The 19,131-nt window shown below is 68.8% G+C and carries 18 protein-coding genes; 12 read left to right on the top strand and 6 right to left on the bottom strand.

Annotated elements, in window-relative coordinates:
• Both ACTXG6_RS30250 and ACTXG6_RS30245 read right to left on the bottom strand, forming a co-directional pair.
• Complete coding sequence (locus ACTXG6_RS30250) at positions 1–867, bottom strand: adenylate/guanylate cyclase domain-containing protein (RefSeq protein WP_445182809.1); 867 nt, start codon at positions 865–867, stop codon at positions 1–3.
• A gap of 39 nt (positions 868–906) precedes the next feature.
• Positions 907–1,500: a flavodoxin family protein gene (locus ACTXG6_RS30245; protein ID WP_445182808.1), complete on the bottom strand. Its 594-nt coding sequence runs from the start codon at positions 1,498–1,500 to the stop codon at positions 907–909.
• Between the two features lie 438 nt (positions 1,501–1,938).
• On the opposite strand from ACTXG6_RS30245, the gene ACTXG6_RS30240 reads away from it, so the two are divergent.
• The 3 genes from ACTXG6_RS30240 to ACTXG6_RS30230 all read left to right on the top strand — a co-directional run bounded on the left by ACTXG6_RS30240 (position 1,939) and on the right by ACTXG6_RS30230 (position 5,259).
• Positions 1,939–3,375: an aldehyde dehydrogenase family protein gene (locus ACTXG6_RS30240; protein ID WP_445182807.1), complete on the top strand. Its 1,437-nt coding sequence runs from the start codon at positions 1,939–1,941 to the stop codon at positions 3,373–3,375.
• Between the two features lie 2 nt (positions 3,376–3,377).
• Complete coding sequence (locus tag ACTXG6_RS30235; protein WP_445190135.1) at positions 3,378–4,259, top strand: LLM class F420-dependent oxidoreductase; 882 nt, start codon at positions 3,378–3,380, stop codon at positions 4,257–4,259.
• A 550-nt stretch (positions 4,260–4,809) separates the two neighbouring features.
• Complete coding sequence (locus ACTXG6_RS30230) at positions 4,810–5,259, top strand: cupin domain-containing protein (protein WP_445182806.1); 450 nt, start codon at positions 4,810–4,812, stop codon at positions 5,257–5,259.
• Positions 5,260–5,336: 77 nt separating this feature from the next.
• Here the strand turns inward: ACTXG6_RS30230 and ACTXG6_RS30225 are convergent, their stop codons facing one another.
• Positions 5,337–6,872: a DHA2 family efflux MFS transporter permease subunit gene (locus tag ACTXG6_RS30225; protein WP_445182805.1), complete on the bottom strand. Its 1,536-nt coding sequence runs from the start codon at positions 6,870–6,872 to the stop codon at positions 5,337–5,339.
• 357 nt (positions 6,873–7,229) lie between these two features.
• On the opposite strand from ACTXG6_RS30225, the gene ACTXG6_RS30220 reads away from it, so the two are divergent.
• The 5 genes from ACTXG6_RS30220 to ACTXG6_RS30200 all read left to right on the top strand — a co-directional run bounded on the left by ACTXG6_RS30220 (position 7,230) and on the right by ACTXG6_RS30200 (position 11,407).
• Complete coding sequence (locus tag ACTXG6_RS30220; RefSeq protein WP_445182804.1) at positions 7,230–8,795, top strand: MDR family MFS transporter; 1,566 nt, start codon at positions 7,230–7,232, stop codon at positions 8,793–8,795.
• Positions 8,792–9,457, top strand: coding sequence for a TetR family transcriptional regulator (locus tag ACTXG6_RS30215; RefSeq protein WP_445182803.1), 666 nt, complete (start codon positions 8,792–8,794; stop codon positions 9,455–9,457). Before ACTXG6_RS30220 ends, ACTXG6_RS30215 begins: the two co-directional genes overlap by 4 nt.
• A 133-nt stretch (positions 9,458–9,590) precedes the next feature.
• Positions 9,591–10,187: a LuxR C-terminal-related transcriptional regulator gene (locus ACTXG6_RS30210; RefSeq protein WP_445182802.1), complete on the top strand. Its 597-nt coding sequence runs from the start codon at positions 9,591–9,593 to the stop codon at positions 10,185–10,187.
• A 340-nt stretch (positions 10,188–10,527) separates the two neighbouring features.
• On the top strand, positions 10,528–10,872 hold the full coding sequence (locus tag ACTXG6_RS30205; RefSeq protein WP_445182801.1) for a histone-like nucleoid-structuring protein Lsr2: 345 nt from the start codon (positions 10,528–10,530) through the stop codon (positions 10,870–10,872).
• A gap of 67 nt (positions 10,873–10,939) precedes the next feature.
• Positions 10,940–11,407: a Fur family transcriptional regulator gene (locus tag ACTXG6_RS30200; RefSeq protein WP_445182800.1), complete on the top strand. Its 468-nt coding sequence runs from the start codon at positions 10,940–10,942 to the stop codon at positions 11,405–11,407.
• 264 nt (positions 11,408–11,671) lie between these two features.
• On the opposite strand, the gene ACTXG6_RS30195 is transcribed toward ACTXG6_RS30200, so the two are convergent.
• Positions 11,672–12,181: a Dps family protein gene (locus ACTXG6_RS30195; protein ID WP_445182799.1), complete on the bottom strand. Its 510-nt coding sequence runs from the start codon at positions 12,179–12,181 to the stop codon at positions 11,672–11,674.
• A 321-nt stretch (positions 12,182–12,502) separates the two neighbouring features.
• Between ACTXG6_RS30195 and ACTXG6_RS30190 the strand changes: the two genes are divergently transcribed.
• Entirely contained in the window at positions 12,503–12,832 is a 330-nt protein-coding gene (locus tag ACTXG6_RS30190) for a hypothetical protein (protein WP_445182798.1), read from the top strand.
• A gap of 158 nt (positions 12,833–12,990) precedes the next feature.
• Entirely contained in the window at positions 12,991–14,769 is a 1,779-nt protein-coding gene (locus ACTXG6_RS30185) for an IlvD/Edd family dehydratase (protein WP_445182797.1), read from the top strand.
• A gap of 15 nt (positions 14,770–14,784) precedes the next feature.
• On the opposite strand, the gene ACTXG6_RS30180 is transcribed toward ACTXG6_RS30185, so the two are convergent.
• Both ACTXG6_RS30180 and ACTXG6_RS30175 read right to left on the bottom strand, forming a co-directional pair.
• Positions 14,785–15,216 carry a GlcG/HbpS family heme-binding protein gene (locus ACTXG6_RS30180; protein ID WP_445182796.1) on the bottom strand — a complete coding sequence of 144 codons (432 nt, stop codon included), beginning with the start codon at positions 15,214–15,216 and terminating at the stop codon, positions 14,785–14,787.
• A 48-nt stretch (positions 15,217–15,264) separates the two neighbouring features.
• The gene (locus ACTXG6_RS30175; RefSeq protein WP_445182795.1) at positions 15,265–16,881 is read right to left on the bottom strand and encodes a GMC oxidoreductase; all 1,617 of its coding nucleotides are present in this window, start codon (positions 16,879–16,881) and stop codon (positions 15,265–15,267) included.
• Between the two features lie 194 nt (positions 16,882–17,075).
• On the opposite strand from ACTXG6_RS30175, the gene ACTXG6_RS30170 reads away from it, so the two are divergent.
• Together ACTXG6_RS30170 and ACTXG6_RS30165 are read left to right on the top strand one after the other, a co-directional pair.
• Positions 17,076–18,266, top strand: a complete 1,191-nt coding sequence (locus ACTXG6_RS30170; protein ID WP_445182794.1) for an aminotransferase class V-fold PLP-dependent enzyme — start codon at positions 17,076–17,078, stop codon at positions 18,264–18,266.
• Positions 18,267–18,378: 112 nt separating this feature from the next.
• Positions 18,379–19,107 carry a LamB/YcsF family protein gene (locus ACTXG6_RS30165; protein ID WP_445182793.1) on the top strand — a complete coding sequence of 243 codons (729 nt, stop codon included), beginning with the start codon at positions 18,379–18,381 and terminating at the stop codon, positions 19,105–19,107.
• Positions 19,108–19,131: the final 24 nt, after the last annotated feature.

Raw genomic sequence — 19,131 nt, 5'->3', positions numbered from 1 at the left:
TCAGTCGACGGGTGTGCGGGGGTCGCCTCCGTAGCGGGGGACCACCGAGTAGACCTTGAGATCGGCCGGTGTGCCCTTGGCCCGGAACCCGCGTCGCCGCCGCACGGTGTAGAGCTCGGCGTCGACGTCGGCGAGCGCCGGTCCGGACACCAGAACCTCTCCGCCCGCCGCCGCGCCGGCGACCCGCGCGGCCACGTTGACGTCCACCCCGATGTAGTCCCGGCCGACCTTGCGGGGATGGCCGCTGTGCAACCCGGTCCGCAGCTGTGGCCGGTAGCCGTCCAGGGTGATCGCGCTGACCGCCGTGCACGCCTCGTGGGCCGCCTCGATGGCCGGAGCGGGAGAGGCGAAGACCGCCATCAGTCCGTCGCCGAGCGACTTGACCACGCTGCCGCCGTGCCGCGCGATGGCGGTCTCGCTCACCCGCCCGACGTCCCGGAGGAGCCGGAGCACGTGGTCGTCGCCGACCTTCAGCGCCCAGTCGGAGAAGCCGACCAGGTCGGTGAACAGGATGGTGACCGCAGCGTTGTTGCGGCCGATGCCCCGGGACCGGGTGAGCGCCTGCCACACCTGGATGCCGGCGAGACCGAGCTCGCGGGTGGCGCTCGGCTGGTCCGCACTGACCTCTGTGATGAGCCGCGCGATCCGGTCCGAGGCGCGGTCGCCCGATGGTCCGGCCTCGTACAGCTGGCTTCCCCCGGGGGCGATGCGGCGCAGCGTGCCCACGGCCTTCAGCACACCCTGGTTCCGATCGGTCCTGCGCCAGCCGTCGCGGAACTTGGCCAGCGAGTTCTCCGGTGCCGGGTGGGCGGGACCGCCGCCCGCGCGCCCGCCGGGGGATGCCCCGGGATCAAGCTCGTCGCTCACCCCCGGAACCCTAGTGCGTGCGTGATCATGCGGCGGCGGTTACCGGCGGGAGGTCACCAGGCGTCCGGCCAGCAGCTGAGCGGTGACATCGGCGACCCGGCCACCGAGCTGCCGGCAGGTGCGGACGTCGGAGTCGTGCATGCGGTCGGCTCCGACGTCGGTGTCGGTCTGCGCGCCGGCGCCGAGGAAGAACCCGAGTCGGTTCAGGTCCTCCTCGCTGGCGGTCGTGCTGCTCCAACCTGGGCCGAGCCCGAGGTTCACCCAGTGCATGTGGTGCTGGGCGGCCAGCACCACCAACGAGGTCAGCGCGTGCAGCTTGTCGCCGCTCTTGGATCCGGAGTTGGTGAACCCGGCGGCGACCTTGTCCTGCCAGGAGCCCTGGACACAGCGCCCCGAGGTCGCCTCGGCGAACGTCTGGAACCCGGCCGACACGTTGCCCATATACGTGGGGGTGCCGAACACGATGGCGTCCGCCCCGTCGAGGGCGGCCCAGTCCGACTCGGTGATGTTGTCGACGGCGAGCGCGGTGGCGGTGGCGTCGGCCTGTCGAGCGCCGTCCGCCACAGCCTCGGCGAGGACGGCGGTGTGTCCCCATCCGGAGTGGTAGGCGACGACTACGGCGGGTCGGTTCATGCGGGGCTCCTGCACGTCGTCGAGGTGGGGCGGGTCATGACACGAGTATCGCATTGACTGTATATACGCACAAACGGATATAAGTCAGCCGCACCAGGCCGCCGCGTTGATGGCGTGACCGCCCGCCGCGCCGGCCCCGGGCTCGGCCGGCCCGGGCCCGGGGGGGTGTGGGGGCCGGTCGGGTGTGGGGCCCGTTGTGCTGCAGGAGCTGGGCGACCCGCGGTAGCCGGCCTGGTCGAACGGCCGCCCGGCGAGCTGCACGGACGTGCACCGCGCCGGCTGAGCCTGGGTGTGGCACACCTAGGAGAGCTCACCCTTCTTCCGAGGGTGCGTGGCGGCCACTGTTGACCTCAGTGGTCCGGCGCTCCGCCGCTGCGTCGAGCGGCCAGATCACCCACCGCACGCTCCAGTTGGACACGGTCCCCGGAGGACACAGTCATGCCCGTCAGATTCGATGCCGACTTCACCCTGACCATCAACGGCAACGGGGTGGCGGGCGCATCGTCGTTCGACGTCCTCAACCCCGCCGACGAGACCGTGGTGGCCCAGGCGCCCGACTGCTCGAGTGAGCAGCTCGACGACGCGGTCGCGGCGGCCCGCGACGCCGTTCCCGCGTGGTCGGCCCGACCCATCGGGGAACGCCGGAGGTTCCTGCTCGAGATGGCCGCCGCCATCGACGCCCACGCCGAACCGCTCAGGCGGCTGTTGACCGCGGAGCAGGGCAAGACGCTCGACGATGCCGCGACGGAGATCCTCGGCGCCGGTTACTGGCTCCGGGAGACGGCGAAGCTGGAGTTGCCGGAGGTCGTGAACGAGGACAGCGAGGTCCGCCGGTCGATCACGCGCCACGTGGCCCTCGGCGTCGTGGGTGCGATCGCCCCGTGGAACTTCCCGCTCGGCCTGGCCGCCTTCAAGCTCGGCCCCGCCCTGCTGGCCGGCAACACGGTTGTCCTGAAGCCGTCACCGTTCACGCCGCTGATGACCCTGAAGGTGGGCGAGCTGCTGCGTGGCGTGCTGCCCGACGGGGTGCTGAACGTCGTGTCCGGCGGGGACGACCTGGGGCCGTGGATGACGGCTCACCCGGGTATCGACAAGATCGGCTTCACCGGCTCGACGCAGACCGGGCGCAAGGTCATGGCCAGCGCGGCGGCGTCGTTGAAGCGGGTCACGCTGGAGCTCGGCGGCAACGATCCGGCGATCGTGCTTCCCGACATCGACGTTCCCTCGGTCGCCGAGAAGCTGTTCTGGGGCGCGTTCGGCAACAGTGGCCAGGTCTGCCTCGCGGCCAAGCGGGTGTACATCCACGCGGACGTCTACGAGCCGCTGAAGCGTGCGCTTGTCGACATCGTCAGGACCGTGCAGGTCGGCGACGGGGCGGAGCACGGCGTCCAGCTCGGGCCGATCCAGAACCGTTCCCAGTACGAGCGGGTCCTCGACCTCATCCGGGATGCGAAGGACGCGGGCTTCGAGTTCCTCATCGGGGGGCTCCCGGAGGAGCAGAAGGGCTACTTCGTCCCGCTGACGATCCTCGACAACCCGCCGGAGGACTCCCGGATCGTCCAGGAGGAACAGTTCGGACCGGTTCTCCCGCTGCTGCGGTACGACGACATCGACGATGCGATCGCCCGCGCCAACGCGAGTGAATACGGGCTGGGCGCGTCGGTCTGGTCCGGCGACCCGGACCGGGCCCTCGCGGTCGGCCAGCGGCTGCTGGCCGGGACCGTCTGGATCAACGAGATCCAGCACCTGACCCCGTCGGTCACCTTCGCCGGTCACAAGCAGTCGGGCGTCGGTACCGAGAACGGGCTCGAAGGGCTGCTGGAGTACACGGTGCCGAGGACCATCACGGTCCGGCGGAACCAGGAGGTGAGTTGACCGTGGCGGACATCGGGGTGGACATCGGGATCTGCTCGATGCAGACGCACTACACCGTCCAACCGGTCGAGCTGGCCCGCTGGGCCGAGGCCGAAGGCTTCGACTCGGTCTTCTTCGGTGAGCACTCGCACCTGCCCGCCAAGCGCGAGACGCGGTTCCTGCTCGAGGGCGCCGAGATGCCCGACTACTTCCGGGAGATCTCCGACCCGATCGTCTGCATGACCGCCGCCGCCGCCGTGACCGAGCGGCTCAAGGTCGGGACCTCGGTGTGTCTGGTACCCGAGCGCCATCCGATCACGTTGGCGAAGACGGTCAGCTGCGTGGACCTTGTTGCCCAGGGGCGCCTGGTCCTGGGTATCGGTGCCGGGTGGAACGCGGAGGAGTTGCGCGATCACGGTGTCGAGCACCGGGACCGCTGGAAGGTCACCCGCGAACGGGTGCTGGCGATGCGCCAGATCTGGGACAACGACATCGCCGAGTTCCACGGCGAGTTCGTGAACTTCGATCCGCTGTACTGCGCGCCCAAACCGGTCCAACCCGGCGGACCGCCGGTGCTGATCGGGGCGGCGGCCACCGAACGGATCGCGCGGCACATCCTCGAGTACTGCGACGGCTGGCTACCGATGGACGGCCAGAACGACCTCGAGCTGGGGATGGCCAACATTCGTGCGGAGGCCGACCGGGTCGGTCGGCCGATCACGGATCTCGACTTCACCGTGATAACCGGATATCAGCTGGCCGGTGTCGACGGCAGCGCCCGGCGCATCGGTGAACTCGCCGACATGGGTTTCAACCGCATTCTGCTGCTGCTCGCGCCGAGTGACACCGAGACCCAATGGGCGGAGCTGCGCCGGTTCGCCGAACTGCTGCGGGCCGCCGGCTGAGGATCACCGGGCCGCCCGCAACGACGTTTCCCGGCGTTTACCGGCTGTCGATGCTAGGAATGGCACGGCGGTGCAGGTCGGGGGTCGAGCTCCCGCTTCGGCGGCTTGGCCGGCTCGGGTCCGGGGGGCAGCACGGTCACGGGCTCGAAACATCGTGAGCTCGCGGTCGGGGAACTGCCGAGGCCGAGAACGTGCGAGGTGCTCGTGACCGCGGGTGTCACCCCCGGGACCAGCACGAACGCGAGAGTCGCGAGGGTGGCGGCAACCGGCAGCTGCGCCTTCCACAGCCGTGCCTTCCACCGGGAAGAGTTGCGCATGTCCATGTCAGTTGCCCCTCGGAATCGGATGCTTCCACTGACCTGGACGGTGTCATCCCAGGCGCCCGCCATCGATGGTGTGCGCCCCCGCGCAATCGGGGAGTACCCCCGGATCCCTGGTGGTGCTGGCCCGCCGCCGGCTACGCACTCACCGACGCCCGGCCGATTGATATCGACCGTTGACGCGGGCGCGCTGTCGGGGGAACCTGGCCCCCCGGTCGAAGGGCACAGAAATGGCAGATCCAGCGGCGGACTCCGGGTTCGAGGTCTACGACTCGAACTCGATGGAGTGGGACGAGCTCCACATCGACCAGCTCGGCAGAGGTGTACCTATCAAGGCCTTCACCTCGGACCCCGAGACGGGAATGAGCTGCCAACTCATCAAGTACAAGGCCGGGTTCATCAACCCCTGGCACACGCACAACTGCGCGCACGGGCTCTACGTCCTGAGCGGAACTCTGCGAACCCACAAGGGAGAATTTCCGGCCGGGAACTTCGTCTGGCTCCCGGAGGGGATGACCATGTTCCACGGGGCCACCGAGGAAGAGGACTGCGTGATCCTCTTCATCACCAACAAGCCCTTCGACATCCACTTCCCGTTCGAGGACGAGGCGGACGGCAGCCCCGAACAGCAGGCCGGCCGAGACCGCGCCGCCCAGTGTTCGATGGAGTCGGTGCGGTAGTCCCTGCGAGCTGTCCGCGGCCCCGCCCCGGCGCGACGGAGTCGGCGCAGGTCAGCTGACAGCCCGGCCCGGCCCGGTCACACCTCGACGTGGGCTTTCACTCCGCTGTTCCGGGCCTTGCCCGAACGCATGGTCAGGCCCAGCAGCACGCCGCCGGCACACATCAGCGCCACCACGTAGAACGCGTTGGCGTAGGTCTGGGTGGTCACCGCCTTGGTCAGCTCGGTGTACATGCCGGTCAGGCCCGCGCGTCCTTGACTCTGGGCGGCCGCGATCGCCGGCGGGGTCTGGGCGCCGGAACCCACCAGCAGGCTTCGGTCGGCCATCAGTTGTGCGCCCTGGCTGGTGTTCATACTGCCGAACACCGCCACCGCGACGCTGGAGGCCACCCGCTGCATCACGTTGTTCATGGCGCTGCCCGCCGCGGTGAGCGCGGTCGGCAGCGAGGAGACGCCCGCGGTGATGATCGGCATCATGGACAGGCCGATGCCGACGTTGCGGATCGCCAGCCACATCTCGATGTCGATCCGTGGGGTGGTGGGGGTCATCTGGGCCAGTAGGTAGGACCCGTAACCCATGATCGCCATCCCGATGGCGATCGGGTAGCGCGGCCCGATCTTGTCGTAGATCCTGCCGGCGATCGGCATCAACACGACAAGGACCAGGGCGCCGGGTACCAACACCAGGCCGGAGTCCAGTTCCTGCAGGCCCTGCACCCGCTGCAGGTACTGGGGCAGGAAGTACAGCGCGGAGAACAGGCCGGTGACCCCGATCCCGAGCAGCAGCAGCGACTGTGTGTAGGCGGGGGAGGAGAATATCCGCAGGTCCAGCAGGGGAGTGTCGACCTCGAGCTCGATGATGACGAAGAGCGCGAGGCTGAACGCCCCGGACACGAACAGGCCCAGGATGCGGTATCCGGTCCAGCCCCAGTCCTCGCCCTCGGAGAACGCCAGCAACATGGCGAACAGGCCGTAGGCGATGGTGACGAAGCCCCCGAAGTCGAATCTCGGCCACGTAGTGGGGTGGATCCGGGGGAACACGATGATCGCGAGGGTGGTGCCCACGATCCCGATCGGCACGTTGATGAAGAAGATCAGCCGCCAGTCGACATACTCGACGAGGAAACCGCCCAGGGTCGGGCCGACCGCCGGGGCGACGACAATGCCCAGCCCGTAGATGCCCATCGCCGTGCCGATCTTCTCTCTCGGCACGATCTGGTACAGGATGATCAGCGTCACCACGGGCAGGACGCCGCCCGGGATGGCCTGGATGACCCGGAAAATGATCATCGTGTCCAGGTCCCAGGCCAGCCCGCAGAGTGCGGAGGCGAGGGCGAACCCGATCATTGCCAGGATGTAGAGCCGGGTCTGGCCGATGCGCAGGCCGAGCCAGCCGGTGAGCGGGACGATCACGCCGAGGGCGAGGGTGTAACCGGTGACCACCCACTCGATGTCATCGGTCGAGGCGTTCAGGTCGACCTGCATCCGCGGGATGGCGACGTTGACGATGCTCGTGTCCAGGACGGACATGAAGCTGCCGACGATCAGCACGGACAGGGGCACGATCCAGTTCGTCTGAGTGCCGCTGGGCCGTTGGGCGGTAGCCGTGCTCACCGGTTCACCTCCGGGATGTGGTGGGCCTGGCGGACCACGGCGCGCACCACCTGAATACTGAGTTGCAATTTAGAACTTAGCAGCTCTCGCCGGGTGTGCCGATGGACCCGAAGGAAAGGTGAGGGAGGAGACAGCCGCCGTTCCGTGTCGAATCCCGGCCGGCGGGGCTCGCTCGCGAGACCGGCCGTTATCGGCGCGGCTCCGGTCTTGACGAGAGGGATGGTCATTGCAGACACTGAGTGTCTGAAGAAACTCAGTGTCTCGAGATGCTCAGTATCTGAAGACGCGCAGTATCCGAAGACGCTCCGGATCTGAAGACGCTCAGAGCCGAGCTCGGCCCAGGAGGTGCCCAACCGGATGAGCGGCCGCGCACCGAACTGGCTGGTACCGCTGCTGGTGCTGATCATCGGCACGTTCGTCTCGGTGCTCGACGTCAGCATCGTCAACGTCGCCATTCCGGACATCCAGAAGGAGTTCGGAACCAGTGTCGAGGACATCCAGTGGATCTCCACGGCGTACTCGCTGACCCTCGGTGTACTGGTGCCCGCCAGTGGCTGGCTGGCCGATCGGTTCGGCCTGCGCCGGGTGTACATCATCTCGCTGGTCGGGTTCGCGGTGACCTCGGCGCTGTGCGGCCTTGCCTGGGACCTGCCCAGCATGGTCGTGTTCCGGATCCTGCAGGCCGTGCCGGGCGGAGTACTGCCGGTCGTCACGATGTCGATGGTCTACAAGATCGTGCCGCCCGGCGAGATCGGTACCGCGATGGGCATCTACGGCCTCGGGGTGGTCTTCGCCCCGGCCGCCGGCCCCACCCTCGGCGGCTACCTCGTCGAGTACGTCGACTGGCGGCTGATCTTCTTCATCAACGTCCCGATCGGCCTGCTCGGCGCGGTGGCCGCGTACCTGGTCCTGACCGAGTTCGCCCGACCACCCATCGCCAGGTTCGACGTGTGGGGCTTTCTCACCATCGCGACGGGGCTGTTCGCGCTGCTGTTGGCCTTCACCAAGGCCGAGACCTGGGGCTGGGACTCGTACCGCATTCTGATGCTGATCGTGGGCGGGGTCATCTGCCTGGCCTTCTTCGTGGTCATCGAGCTCGAGGTCGAGGCGCCGCTGCTCGATGTCCGGCTGTTCAAGCTGTGGCCGTTCACCAATTCGCTGTTGCTGCTCACCGCGCTGTTCGTCGGCCTGTTCGCGGTGTTGTTCTACATTCCGCTGTTCCTGCAGACCGGCCAGGGAATCCTGCCGCTGCACGCCGGGCTGATCCTGTTGCCCGAAGCGATCGTGATGGGGGTGATCACGCCGTTCTCCGGTTTGCTCTACGACAGGATCGGGCCGCGCTGGCCCAGCGTGATCGGGCTGGCCGTCGCCGCCTACGGCTCCTACCTGCTCTGTGGGATCACCGCTGACGTCCCGGAGAGTCAGATCATCCTGTGGACGTGCGTGCGGGGGGCGGGCAACGGGCTGGCCATGATGTGCATCATCACGGCCGGGCTCGCGGTGGTGCCGGCGCACCAGGTCAACGGTGCGGGTGCGATCAACAACGTCGCCCAGCGGGTCGCCTCCGCGCTGGGGCTTGCGCTGCTGGTGGCCATGGAGACGGCGACGCAGGCCCAACTCACCGCGGACCGGTCGGCGCTCATTCCGGCGAACGCCCTCGGCGGCGGGGCACCGGACGCGCAGGCCCTCTACCCGGTGTGGATGCGCCTGCAGCTGGAGGTGACCGCGAGCGCCTACAGCAATGTGTTCCTGGTGACCGCGCTGGTCACAGCGGTGGGCGCGGTCACCGCGCTGATGCTCAAGGTGAAGCCGAGCGGCGCTTCGGGCAGCCCGGTGCCCGCCGACGGCCCAGGCTCGCCCGGGCACGGTGTCGAGCACTCGACCCCGCCGGTCGAGCAGCGACCCAGGGAGCTGGTCTGGTGAGTGGCCCCACCGCGGCGGTCCAGCGCACCCGGGCGGAAAGCTACGCTCGGGTGGTGGCGACCGGACTCTCGCTCAAGGAGCGCAAACGCCGGCAGACCGAGGCACGCATCGTCGATGCCGCGGTCGCGCTGTTCACCGAGCGCGGCTTCGAGGCGACCACCGCCGACGAGATAGCCGAGGCCGCTGACTGCTCGCGCAGCACGTTGTTCCGCTACTTCGGTACCAAGGAAGACATCCTGTTCGGCGACGTCCACGCCCGCCTCGCGGCCCTGCGGACCGCGCTCGCGGACCGGCACCCCTGCGACGACCCGTGGACGGTCGCCAAGGTGGTGGGGATCGAGGAGTTCGTCGGGTTCCTCAGCGGGGAGTCCGCACTGCCGCGCGCGTGCATCAACCTCTGGTTCAGCCACCCCACCCCGCTGTGCCGCTATCTCGAGATCAGTCACCTCTGGGAGCAGGTGCTCGCCGAGTTCTTCGCCGCCGAGCGCGGCGTCAGTCCCGAGTCGGATCTCACCAGCCAGCTCTATGCGTCCACCATGGTCGGCACGGTCCGTGCCGTGATGCGCGCCTATGCCAGACCGGACACGGATCTGCATGCCGCGATCCGCGAGGCGTTCGCGCTGCTCGAGAGCGGACCCCAGCGCGGCCTCGGCGCCCGCTGAGCGTTGCGCCCGCCGATCGGGAGATATCGGCGGAAAGTCGTTAGCTTCTCGTAGTACAGATCTGTCCCACGGCGACCGATACGACAGATGAGAAGTTGGTCTACCGCGGGTGCGGTGTGCGGAGGGGGTTCCTATGACGACGGCTCTGATCTGTGACGATCGCCGCAGTGTTCGTGAGGGTCTGACGCGGGTGATGTCAGCGGTGACCGGGATTACCCGGACCGATGCGGTGGCGCAGGGAAACGAGCTGCTGGCCCGGTACTCGCGCCAGCCGGTGGATGTTGTGCTGGTGGGCACCCAGCGCGCTGTTCCGACCGGCATCGACGCGGTGCGCCGCCTGATCGCCGCGTTCCCGTCGGCCAATGTCATCGTGTTCGGCGCTTCGGACGACGCGGGCAGCATCACGGCGGCGATTGCCGGGGGAGCCCGAGGTTTCCTGCGTTGGGATGCCACGCGTCCCGGGCTGGTAGCCGCGCTGACCCACACGTTGACCAGCAACGCGGTTCCCGCACCGCTGTCCCGCACGGCCCCGGCCGTTGCGCTCACCGAGCGGGAGCAGCAGGTGCTGCTGGGCATGAGCCAGGGCAAGAGCAACGGCCAGATCGGCCGGGAGCTCTACCTGTCCGAGGACACCGTGAAGACCCATGCCCGCCGGTTGTTCCGCAAGCTCGGGGTGAAGGACCGGGCCGAGGCCGTGGCCCACGGGTTCCGCCAGGGCCTGGTTTCCTGACCTGTTTTCCTGACCGTTTCGACGGGCGGGCGCCGCGGCGGCTAAAACGCCGCGGCGGGTAAAACATTGTGAGCCGGGTCACTTTGGTGGGAGTCGTCGGAATCAATGAGCGATCGGCGGGATTCCTCGGCTCGGTGATGGGCTCGAGTTCGGATCTGTAATGGGATCCGGGTGCGTCCAACCGATAGGCTGAGTCGCGCGACCTGATGGTGGTGTGATGCCGAGGGGATTCGACAAATCTTGGAGTTCTGAGTAGCGTCCCGCTCACGATTCGCGTTCTCGCCGAATCGAAGTGTGTGCGGATGATTTCCGCCCCGGTCGCTTGTGGAGGATCGCCCAAATGGCGCAGAAGGTCACGGTTTCACTGGTTGACGATCTGTCTGGTTCGCAGGCGGATGAGACCGTCACTTTCGGGTTGGACGGAAAGTCGTACGAGATCGATCTGTCGAGTGCCAACGCGGGAAAACTGCGGGATGCACTGGCCAACTTCGTGGGGGCGGCACGCAAGGCCGGCCGGCCGACCCGGGTCAACGGCAGTGCCGCGGCGGCTCCGGTACGGAGCGCGTCGGTGGACCGGGAGCAGAACCAGGCAATTCGGGAGTGGGCGCGCAAGCGCGGCATGAAGGTGTCTGACCGCGGCCGTATCCCGTCCGACGTCACCGAGGCCTACCACCAGGAGAAGTGACCGACCTGGCGTGACCGCGCACACACGTAGATTTGACTTAGTCAACTCTACGCGTAGTGTTTGTGGTGTGGATGGATTGGCGGCACAGCTCCGACAGGCCGGCCTGCGGAACACCCCGCAGCGTCGTGCGGTATTGATCGCGCTCGGTCACGCGCCCCATTCGACCGCCGCCGAGCTTGCCGCCGCGGTCAGTACGGCGGCACGCCGTTCCGAGTCGGCCGGAGATTCATCGGTCGCGACCGTCGACGGATTGTCGCGCCAAGGGCTGTACAACGTGCTGGAGGACCTGACGCGGGCCGGACTCGTGCGGTCCATCGAACCCGCCGGTTCGGCGGCCCGCTACGAAGTGCGGGTGGGGGATAATCATCACCACCTGGTATGTCGGCAGTGCGGGCGCATCCAGGACGTCTCCTGTGCGGTGGGCGCGGCCCCGTGTCTTCAGCCGCTCGAGTTCGAAGGCTTCACCGTTGACGAGGCAGAAGTCATCTGGTGGGGTATGTGCGATGCGTGTTCGCGCTCGAAAGACCCGGCATAGCCACCGGCCGGACCGGTTCGGAATGAATAGGAAACGGCCGGACGCCCCTTCGAGGGGGCGTCCGGCCGTTTCGTCGACCGGTCTGGGTCCTAGAGCGTGTCTCCCAAACCATCCAGCCGGCGTCGTGGCGCCCAGGCAGACACCTCGCGGCGTTGTCGTCGCCGCCGGTCCAACAACGGGACCGGCGACTCCGAGGACGACGCAAGCCTTGCGATGCGCCTACCTGGCCGCCACACCACTCGGCATAGGATTGAGAGACACGCTCTAGCCCCAGTTCTCGGCGCCCATCAGCCAAGCGAACTTCTCGCTGGTCTCGATGACCTCGTGGAGCAGGTCGGCCGAGGTGGGGTCCTGCTCATCCACCGCGTCGTGCACCGAACGCGCCCGCGTCGCCACTCCGGTGAGGCGCGCGGCCATCAGCTCGACGGCCTCGCGGGTGTTGATCTCCCCGCTCGGCAGACTCGGCAGGCTGGTGGTGGCTGTGACGGTTTCCGAGCGGCCGTCCGGAATCGCATGCAAGGCACGCATCCGCTCCGCGATGGTGTCGCTGGCGTCGCGTGCCGAGCTGACGATCTCGTCGAGCAGCAGGTGCAGGTCGCGGAAGTTGCTGCCCACGATGTTCCAGTGCGCCTGCTTGCCCTGCAGGTGCAGCTCGACGAGGTCCGCGAGCACCAGTTGCAGGTTCGAGCTCAGCGACGGTGTGGCGACGAACCCGACGTCGATCGCCTCCGGTCCGCGGGCTGCCGAGCGGTTGCGGGTGTGGGTGACGGACATGGTGACCACTCCTCTTCTGTGGGGGACGCTGTTCACCTGTCTAGTCTCTAGAATTGACTGAGTCAAATCTTGGACTGGTTCCAAACTGAGTCCCCGAGCGCACCCGATCCGACTTGCTGGGTGTGAGCAGCAGGTTCTTCTCGACGTCCGCTCAGCGTCGGTGGAGGAGTGTTAGCTAGTTCTCGTCTACTTCGTCGCCCCGATGGAGTGTTCCTCACCGTGGGACGGCCCCGTGTCGTGGACTTGGGGGTCGCTGGGCATTAGTTCTAAGCCCCTTGAACCGGAGCAGGAGCCGCTCCGGTCACGGTCCTGGAGGCAGACGTGATCCGCAAGCTTGGCCGAGGCGCCCTCACGGCGTCGGTGATGGTCGTTCTGACGGTAGGTGGTTCCGCCGCCATGGCCGGCACCGCCTTCGCCGGATGTGATCATGACGGTTCGCACGACTCCGATTCGCACGACTCCAGCTGGGGGAGCGACGGCGGGAGCCACGATAACGACGGCGGCAACGGCGGGAACGGCGGCGCCGCGAACGCCAACTGCGGGGTCCCGATCGGTATCTCCGCCGGTGTGGTGGGCCAAGGTGGGGACAACTCGCAGTGCAACGCCACCGGTGGCGCCGGTGCCGACGGCGGTACCGGCGCCAACTACTGATCCCCGCCCATTCGCCGGACTTTGCCGCCGGGAGGTGGCTCCGGAGCAGCTGGGTCGAGCCTATTGTCGAAGCGGTGGTGCCGGGAGCCCGGCGCCACCGCTTCGAGCAGGAGAACGTCGCCCCGGTCAGCTCGGGACGATCGTGGGATGGGGGAGATGTGTCGTTGCGCAGCCAGGCGTGGTTCGACAACCCGGACAACCCAGGGATGACGGCGCTCTACATCGAGCGGTACATGAACTGGGGTCTGACCAGGGAGGAGCTCCAGTCCGGGAAGCCGATCATCGGCATCGCCCAGACCGGCTCGGACCTCGCCCCGTGCAACCGGCATCACCTGCAGCTCGCGGACCGGGTGCGGGAGGGCATCCGGGAGGCCGGCGGCATCGCGTTCGAGTTCCCGGTGCACCCGATCCAGGAGACCGGCAAGCGGCCCACGGCGTCCTTGGACCGCAACCTCGCATACCTCGGCCTGGTCGAGGTTCTCTACGGTTACCCGCTCGACGGCGTGGTGCTGACCACCGGTTGTGACAAGACAACTCCGGCCTGTGTGATGGCCGCGGCCACCGTGAACATCCCGGCGATCGTGCTGTCCGGTGGCCCGATGCTGAACGGCTGGCACCGCGGCGAGCGGACCGGCTCCGGCACGATCGTCTGGAAGGCCAGGGAGATGCTGGCCGCCGGCGAGATCGACCAGGAGGGATACCTGGAGCTCATCGCGTCGTCGGCCCCCTCGGCGGGGCACTGCAACACGATGGGCACCGCGTCGACGATGAACGCGCTGGCGGAGGCCCTCGGGATGAGCCTGACCGGCTGCGCGGCGATCCCCGCGCCGCACCGGGACCGGGCCCGGATGGCCTACCTCACCGGGCGTCGGATCGTGGAGATGGTGCACGAGGACCTCAAGCCGTCCGACGTGCTGACGCGGGAGGCGTTCGAGAACGCCATCGTGGTCAACTCGGCGATCGGGGGCTCGACGAACGCCCCGGTCCACATCACCGCGATCGCCCGGCACGCCGGGGTCGACCTCCCCCTGCCGGAGTGGCAGCGACTGGGCCTGGCCGTGCCGCTGATCGTCGACCTGCAGCCGGCGGGCCGTTTCCTCGGCGAGGAGTTCCACCGGGCGGGCGGGGTGCCCGCGGTGATCCACGAGCTGATGCAGCACGGCTTGATCCACGAGGGTGCGCCCACGGTCACCGGGCGGACGATGGGGGAGAACTGCCGTGACCAGTCGACCCTCGACCGCGAGGTCATCCGGACCTTCGACAACCCGTTGGTCGAGGACGCCGGGTTCGTGGTGCTAGGCGGCAACCTCTTCGACGCCGCGATCATGAAGACGAGCGTGATCTCGAAGGAGTTCCGGGAGCGATACCTCTCCGACCCCGACCACCCCGATGTGTTCGAGGGGCGGGCGATCGTGTTCGACGGGCCGGAGGACTACCACCACCGCATCGACGACCCGGCGCTCGACATCGACGAGGGCTGCATCCTGTTCATCCGGGGCGCGGGCCCGCTGGGTTACCCGGGTGCCGCCGAGGTGGTGAACATGCAGCCGCCCGCCGAGCTGATCAAGAAGGGGGTGCACGCGCTGCCCTGCATCGGCGACGGTCGCCAGTCGGGGACCTCCGGTTCGCCGTCGATCCTCAACGCCTCACCCGAGGCCGCCGCCGGCGGCGGGCTCGGCCTGCTGTGCACCGGGGACCGGATCCGGATCGACCTGGTCAACGGCACCGCCGACATGCTCGTCCCGGACGACGAGCTGGCCCACCGCCGAGCCGATCTCGACGCCGCGGGCGGTTTCCCGATGCCCGCGTCGCAGACCCCGTGGCAGGAGATCCAACGCTCGATGGTCGACCAGCTCGCCGACGGCATGGTGCTGCGGCCGGCGGTCGGCTACCAGCGGGTGGCGCAGAGCAAGGGCATCCCGCGCGACAACCACTGAGCGCCTCGGCGCCGGTCAGGACACCCCCGGATCGGCGCGGAGGTCGGCGGCGGTGATGCCCCGGACCGCGCACTCCTCGTCCAGGTCCGGTTGGTGTCCGCTGACCCCGACGGCGCCGATGATCTCGTCGTCGGCGTCCCGTACCAGTACTCCGCCGGGTACCGGTACGAGATTGCCCTCGGCCAGCGCGGTCACCGCGTTGATGAACTGTGGGTGTGCCGCGGCCCTGCCGGCCAGACTGCGGCTGCCGACGCCCATGTTGAGCGCACCGAGCGCCTTGCCCCGGGCGATGCGCTCACGCAGCAGGCTCGACCGGTCCTCCCTGGCGAACGCGACCAGGTGACCGCCGGCGTCGAGCACGGCCACCGTCATCGGCGGCAGCTCCTGCTCCCTGGCGTGCTCGAGCGCGTGCCGCACGATGGTGCCGGCCTGGGTAAGGGTGATCATGGAAGAAGCCTCCGTGGCGTGACCGAACCGGGTGCGCGACTCAGGACACTAGGACGTCGCCAGCGGTGCCCGCTCACGGAGCCGGGCCTGGATGTGATCGGCTGCCCGGATCGCGAGCGCGACGATCGTGTAGGTCGGGTTGGCGTATCCGCCGGTCGGGAACACCGAGGGGCCGACGGCGTAGACATTCGCGACGCCGTGCACCCGCGAGTGCTTGTCGACCACGCCGGTCGTGGCGGTGTCCGACATCCGGGTCGTGCCGCTGTGGTGCGGCCCGCCGCGCATCTCCGCCGGCCACCCTTCCCGATCGCTGAGCCAGGGGTCCAGGGTGAGGGTGGTGGCGCCGAGGCGGCGTAGTTCGGATCCGACCAGGTTGGCGTAGTCGACCACGGTGCGCCGGTCCCGGTCGGTCAGCCGCCAGGAGAGTACGGCCCGGTTGACGCCCATCGCGTCGCGGTCCGGACCGAGGGTGACGCGGCTCGACGGGTTCGGTTCCTGCTCGGACCGGCAGTACAGGTCGATTCCGCCGTGGGCGGGGCACGCGGGGCCGCCGCGGGCGCGCCGGTAGGCCACACCGGCGAGGATCCCGGGATGTGTCGCCACCCGCCGGGCGCTGCTGCCCACCTCTGAGTCGAACCGCCTCGCCCGCAGGCCGCGGGTCAGGTCCGCCAGCGCCCGGTGCGGGCAGTCCGGTTCGCAGCGCACCTCCAGCGACATGGCCGCGTTCAGGATGTCGTGCTCGCGCTGGTAGGCCGGGGTCGGCAGGAACTTGGGTCTGAACGACACCCGCCGGGTCCGCTGCAGCACCGCCCATCTCGGCAGGATCCGGTGCATGTCCCGGTACGAGAGCCTGCCCACGATCGCGTGTGGGTGTTCCATGAAGTACCGGCCGAGCGCCTCGCTGCAGTTGCTGAACTCCGAGGCCAGCAGGACCCGCGCGTTCTCCACGGCGCCGGCGGCGAGCACGAAGACGGTTGCCCGCACCGAGCCACGCCGGCCGGCGATGTTGCGGAACTCGACACCGTCCAGGCGATCTTCCCCGGGTACCCGGACCAGCTTGTCGACCGTTGCGTTGAGCACGGCGTTGATATCGGGGCTCGAGGCGAAGTCGGCCCGGTAGGCCTCGCCGAAGCGCAGTGGGCTGTCGGGTGGCAGCAGGCCGGGCGAACGGTACTGCCAGAACTTGGTCCGCAGCAGCGCCGGGTCCACGGCCGGCGGGGCGATGCGGAGGTCCGACCACACGCGTTCGTCGAAGTACGGCGGTCCGAGCCCGAGGGCCGCGTGTGCGCGCTGGTAGTAGGGCTGCAGCTCGGCCAACGAGATGGGCCAGCCGTGCAGGGGCATGGAGGGCCGGGTCTCGAAGTCGCACGCGTCGAGCGGGCAGCACATCCCGCCCCATTCGACGGTGCTGCCACCGAAGACCCTGGGCCGGGTGCTGTGCAGGTCAAGCGTGGGGGAGCCGTCGGCGGGGGTATCGCTGAGCCCGTCGCTGACCGGGTCGCGGTCGAGCCCACCGGTCTCGATGACGACGACCCGGAGCCCGGACTGTCGCAGCTCGTGGACGATGGTGAGGCCGACGGCACCTGCTCCGATCACGCAGAGATCGGCGTCCAGGTTCAGATCTTGGCCGCCCTCGGAGAAGTCGACGAGAATCGAGACCACCACCCGCGATGTCGACGCGACTGCCCTGGTCAGTCAGCTGAGCCCGAACGGACCCAGCTGGGCCCCCGACCTATCAGAGCATGATCAGTCAGCCGCCGCGAGTCCATACCGCAGTGTCGGGCACCACGTGCCCATGCTCTAGTTCGAGATCAACCGGTATGTGCTGAGCATGTCCGCGGCGCAGTACTGTGCTCTGGATGTTTGACATCGAGCGCGCGCGAGCGGACACCCCGGGCGCGAGCCGGGTCGCGCACCTCAACAACGCCGGCGCCGCGTTGCCTCCGTCGCAGGTCACCGAAGCGGTGATCGCGCATCTCCGGCGCGAGTCGGAGCTCGGCGGCTACGAAGCCGCGTCGGCGGCCGCCGACCACGTCGACCGGACCTACGCGGCGATCGCCGAGTTGATCGGCTGCGAGCGCGACGAGGTCGCGGTGGTGGAGAACGCGACCCGGGCCTGGGACATGGCGTTCTACGCGCTGTCGTTCAAGCCGGGCGACCGCATCCTCACCTGCAATGCGGAGTACGCCAGCAATGTCATCGCGTTCCTGCAGGTCGCGGCCCGTACCGGAGCGGTGGTCGAGGTGGTCGACGACGACGAACACGGGCAGCTGTCGGTAGCCGACCTCCGCCGCCGACTCGATGACCGGGCCGGCGAGGTCAAGCTGATCGCCATCACGCACGTCCCGACACACGGCGGGCTGGTCAACCCCGCCGAGGAGGTGGGTGTCCTCGCGCGCGCGGCCGGCGTGCCGTACCTGCTCGACGCCTGCCAGTCGGTGGGCCAACTCCCCGTCGACGTCACGCGGATCGGCTGCGACCTGCTGTCCGCGACCGGTCGGAAGTTCCTGCGGGGACCGAGGGGGACCGGGTTCCTCTACGTGCGCCGGTCGATCCTGGACACCCTGGAACCGCCGCTGCTGGACCTGCACGCGGCCACCTGGACCGCGCCGGACCGCTACGTCCTGCGCGCCGACGCCCGCAGGTTCGAGAACTGGGAGGCCAACTACGCCGCGAAGATCGGTCTGGGGGTCGCGATCGACTACGCGCTGACCTGGGGTCTGGACGCGATCGAACAGCGGGTCACCGGCCTCGCCCGGGCGCTGCGCGAGCGGCTGACCGCCGTCGACGGGGTCACCGTGCACGACCAGGGGCAGCGCCGCTGCGGGATCGTCACCTTCACCGTCGACGGGGTGCCGGCTCAGGAGGTGAAGCTCCGACTGACCGAGCGGGGCGTGAACACCCACGTCTCCCAGACGAGCTCGGCCCAGCTCGACATGCCCCGGCGCGGCCTGACCGAGATCGTGCGCGCGTCGGTTCACTACTACAACACCGACGGCGAGCTCGACCAGCTGATCGACGCCCTGCCGAGCGCCCGGCCCGGGAGCTGAGTGACGGCTCGGCGGTGCGGAGGAGTGCACAAATAGTCGCCAGGGCAGGCGTTCACGGGCGCGCGGCGGGATACTGACAGCCCCGCGGCATACCGGAGGAGGGAGCCCGACCATGGTGGCCATCAACTGCGACATGGGTGAGGCCTTCAGCATCTACCGATGCGGCGACGACGACGGCCTGATGCCCTGGATCACGCTGGCGAACGTGGCGTGCGGGTTCCACGCCTCGGATCCGCGGGTGATGCGGCGGACCGTGGCGCTGGCCAAGGAGCACGGCGTCAAGGTCGGTGCGCATCCGTCGCTGCCCGATCGGGAGGGCTTCGGCCGCCGCGAGATGAAGATGGACCGCGACGAGCTGACCGCGTGCGTGATCTACCAGGTCGGCGCGCTGTCCGGTTTCCTGCGCGGCCAGGGCATGGAGCTGCACCACATCAAGCCGCACGGGTCGCTGTACGGGATGGCCGCGCGCGACGAGGAGGTCGCCGGTGCGGTCGCCGACGCGGCGGACGTGTTCGGCGTTCCGCTGATGGGCATGTCGGGCACGGTCCACGAGAAGGTGTGGGGAGCCCGCGACGCCGGGTTCATCGCCGAGTACTACGCCGACCTCGACTACCGCGACGACGGCTCGCTGATCATCACGCGCGAGCACGCCGCCTTCGACCCGGAGGCGTCGGCCCGGGGTGCGCTCCGGGCGGTGACCGACGGCGTCGCGACATCGGTGGGTGGCATGGAGATCCCGGTCCGCGCGGACTGCGTGTGCGTGCACTCGGACACCCCCAATGCGGTTGACCTGGCCAAAGCCGTCAACGAAGCGCTGCGGCCGTACCTGGCCACCCGGTAGCCGGTCCGGCGCCTCGGGCCGATC

Source organism: Pseudonocardia sp. Cha107L01, from assembly GCF_052566575.1.
This window is presented reverse-complemented; position numbering and strand designations above follow the sequence as displayed.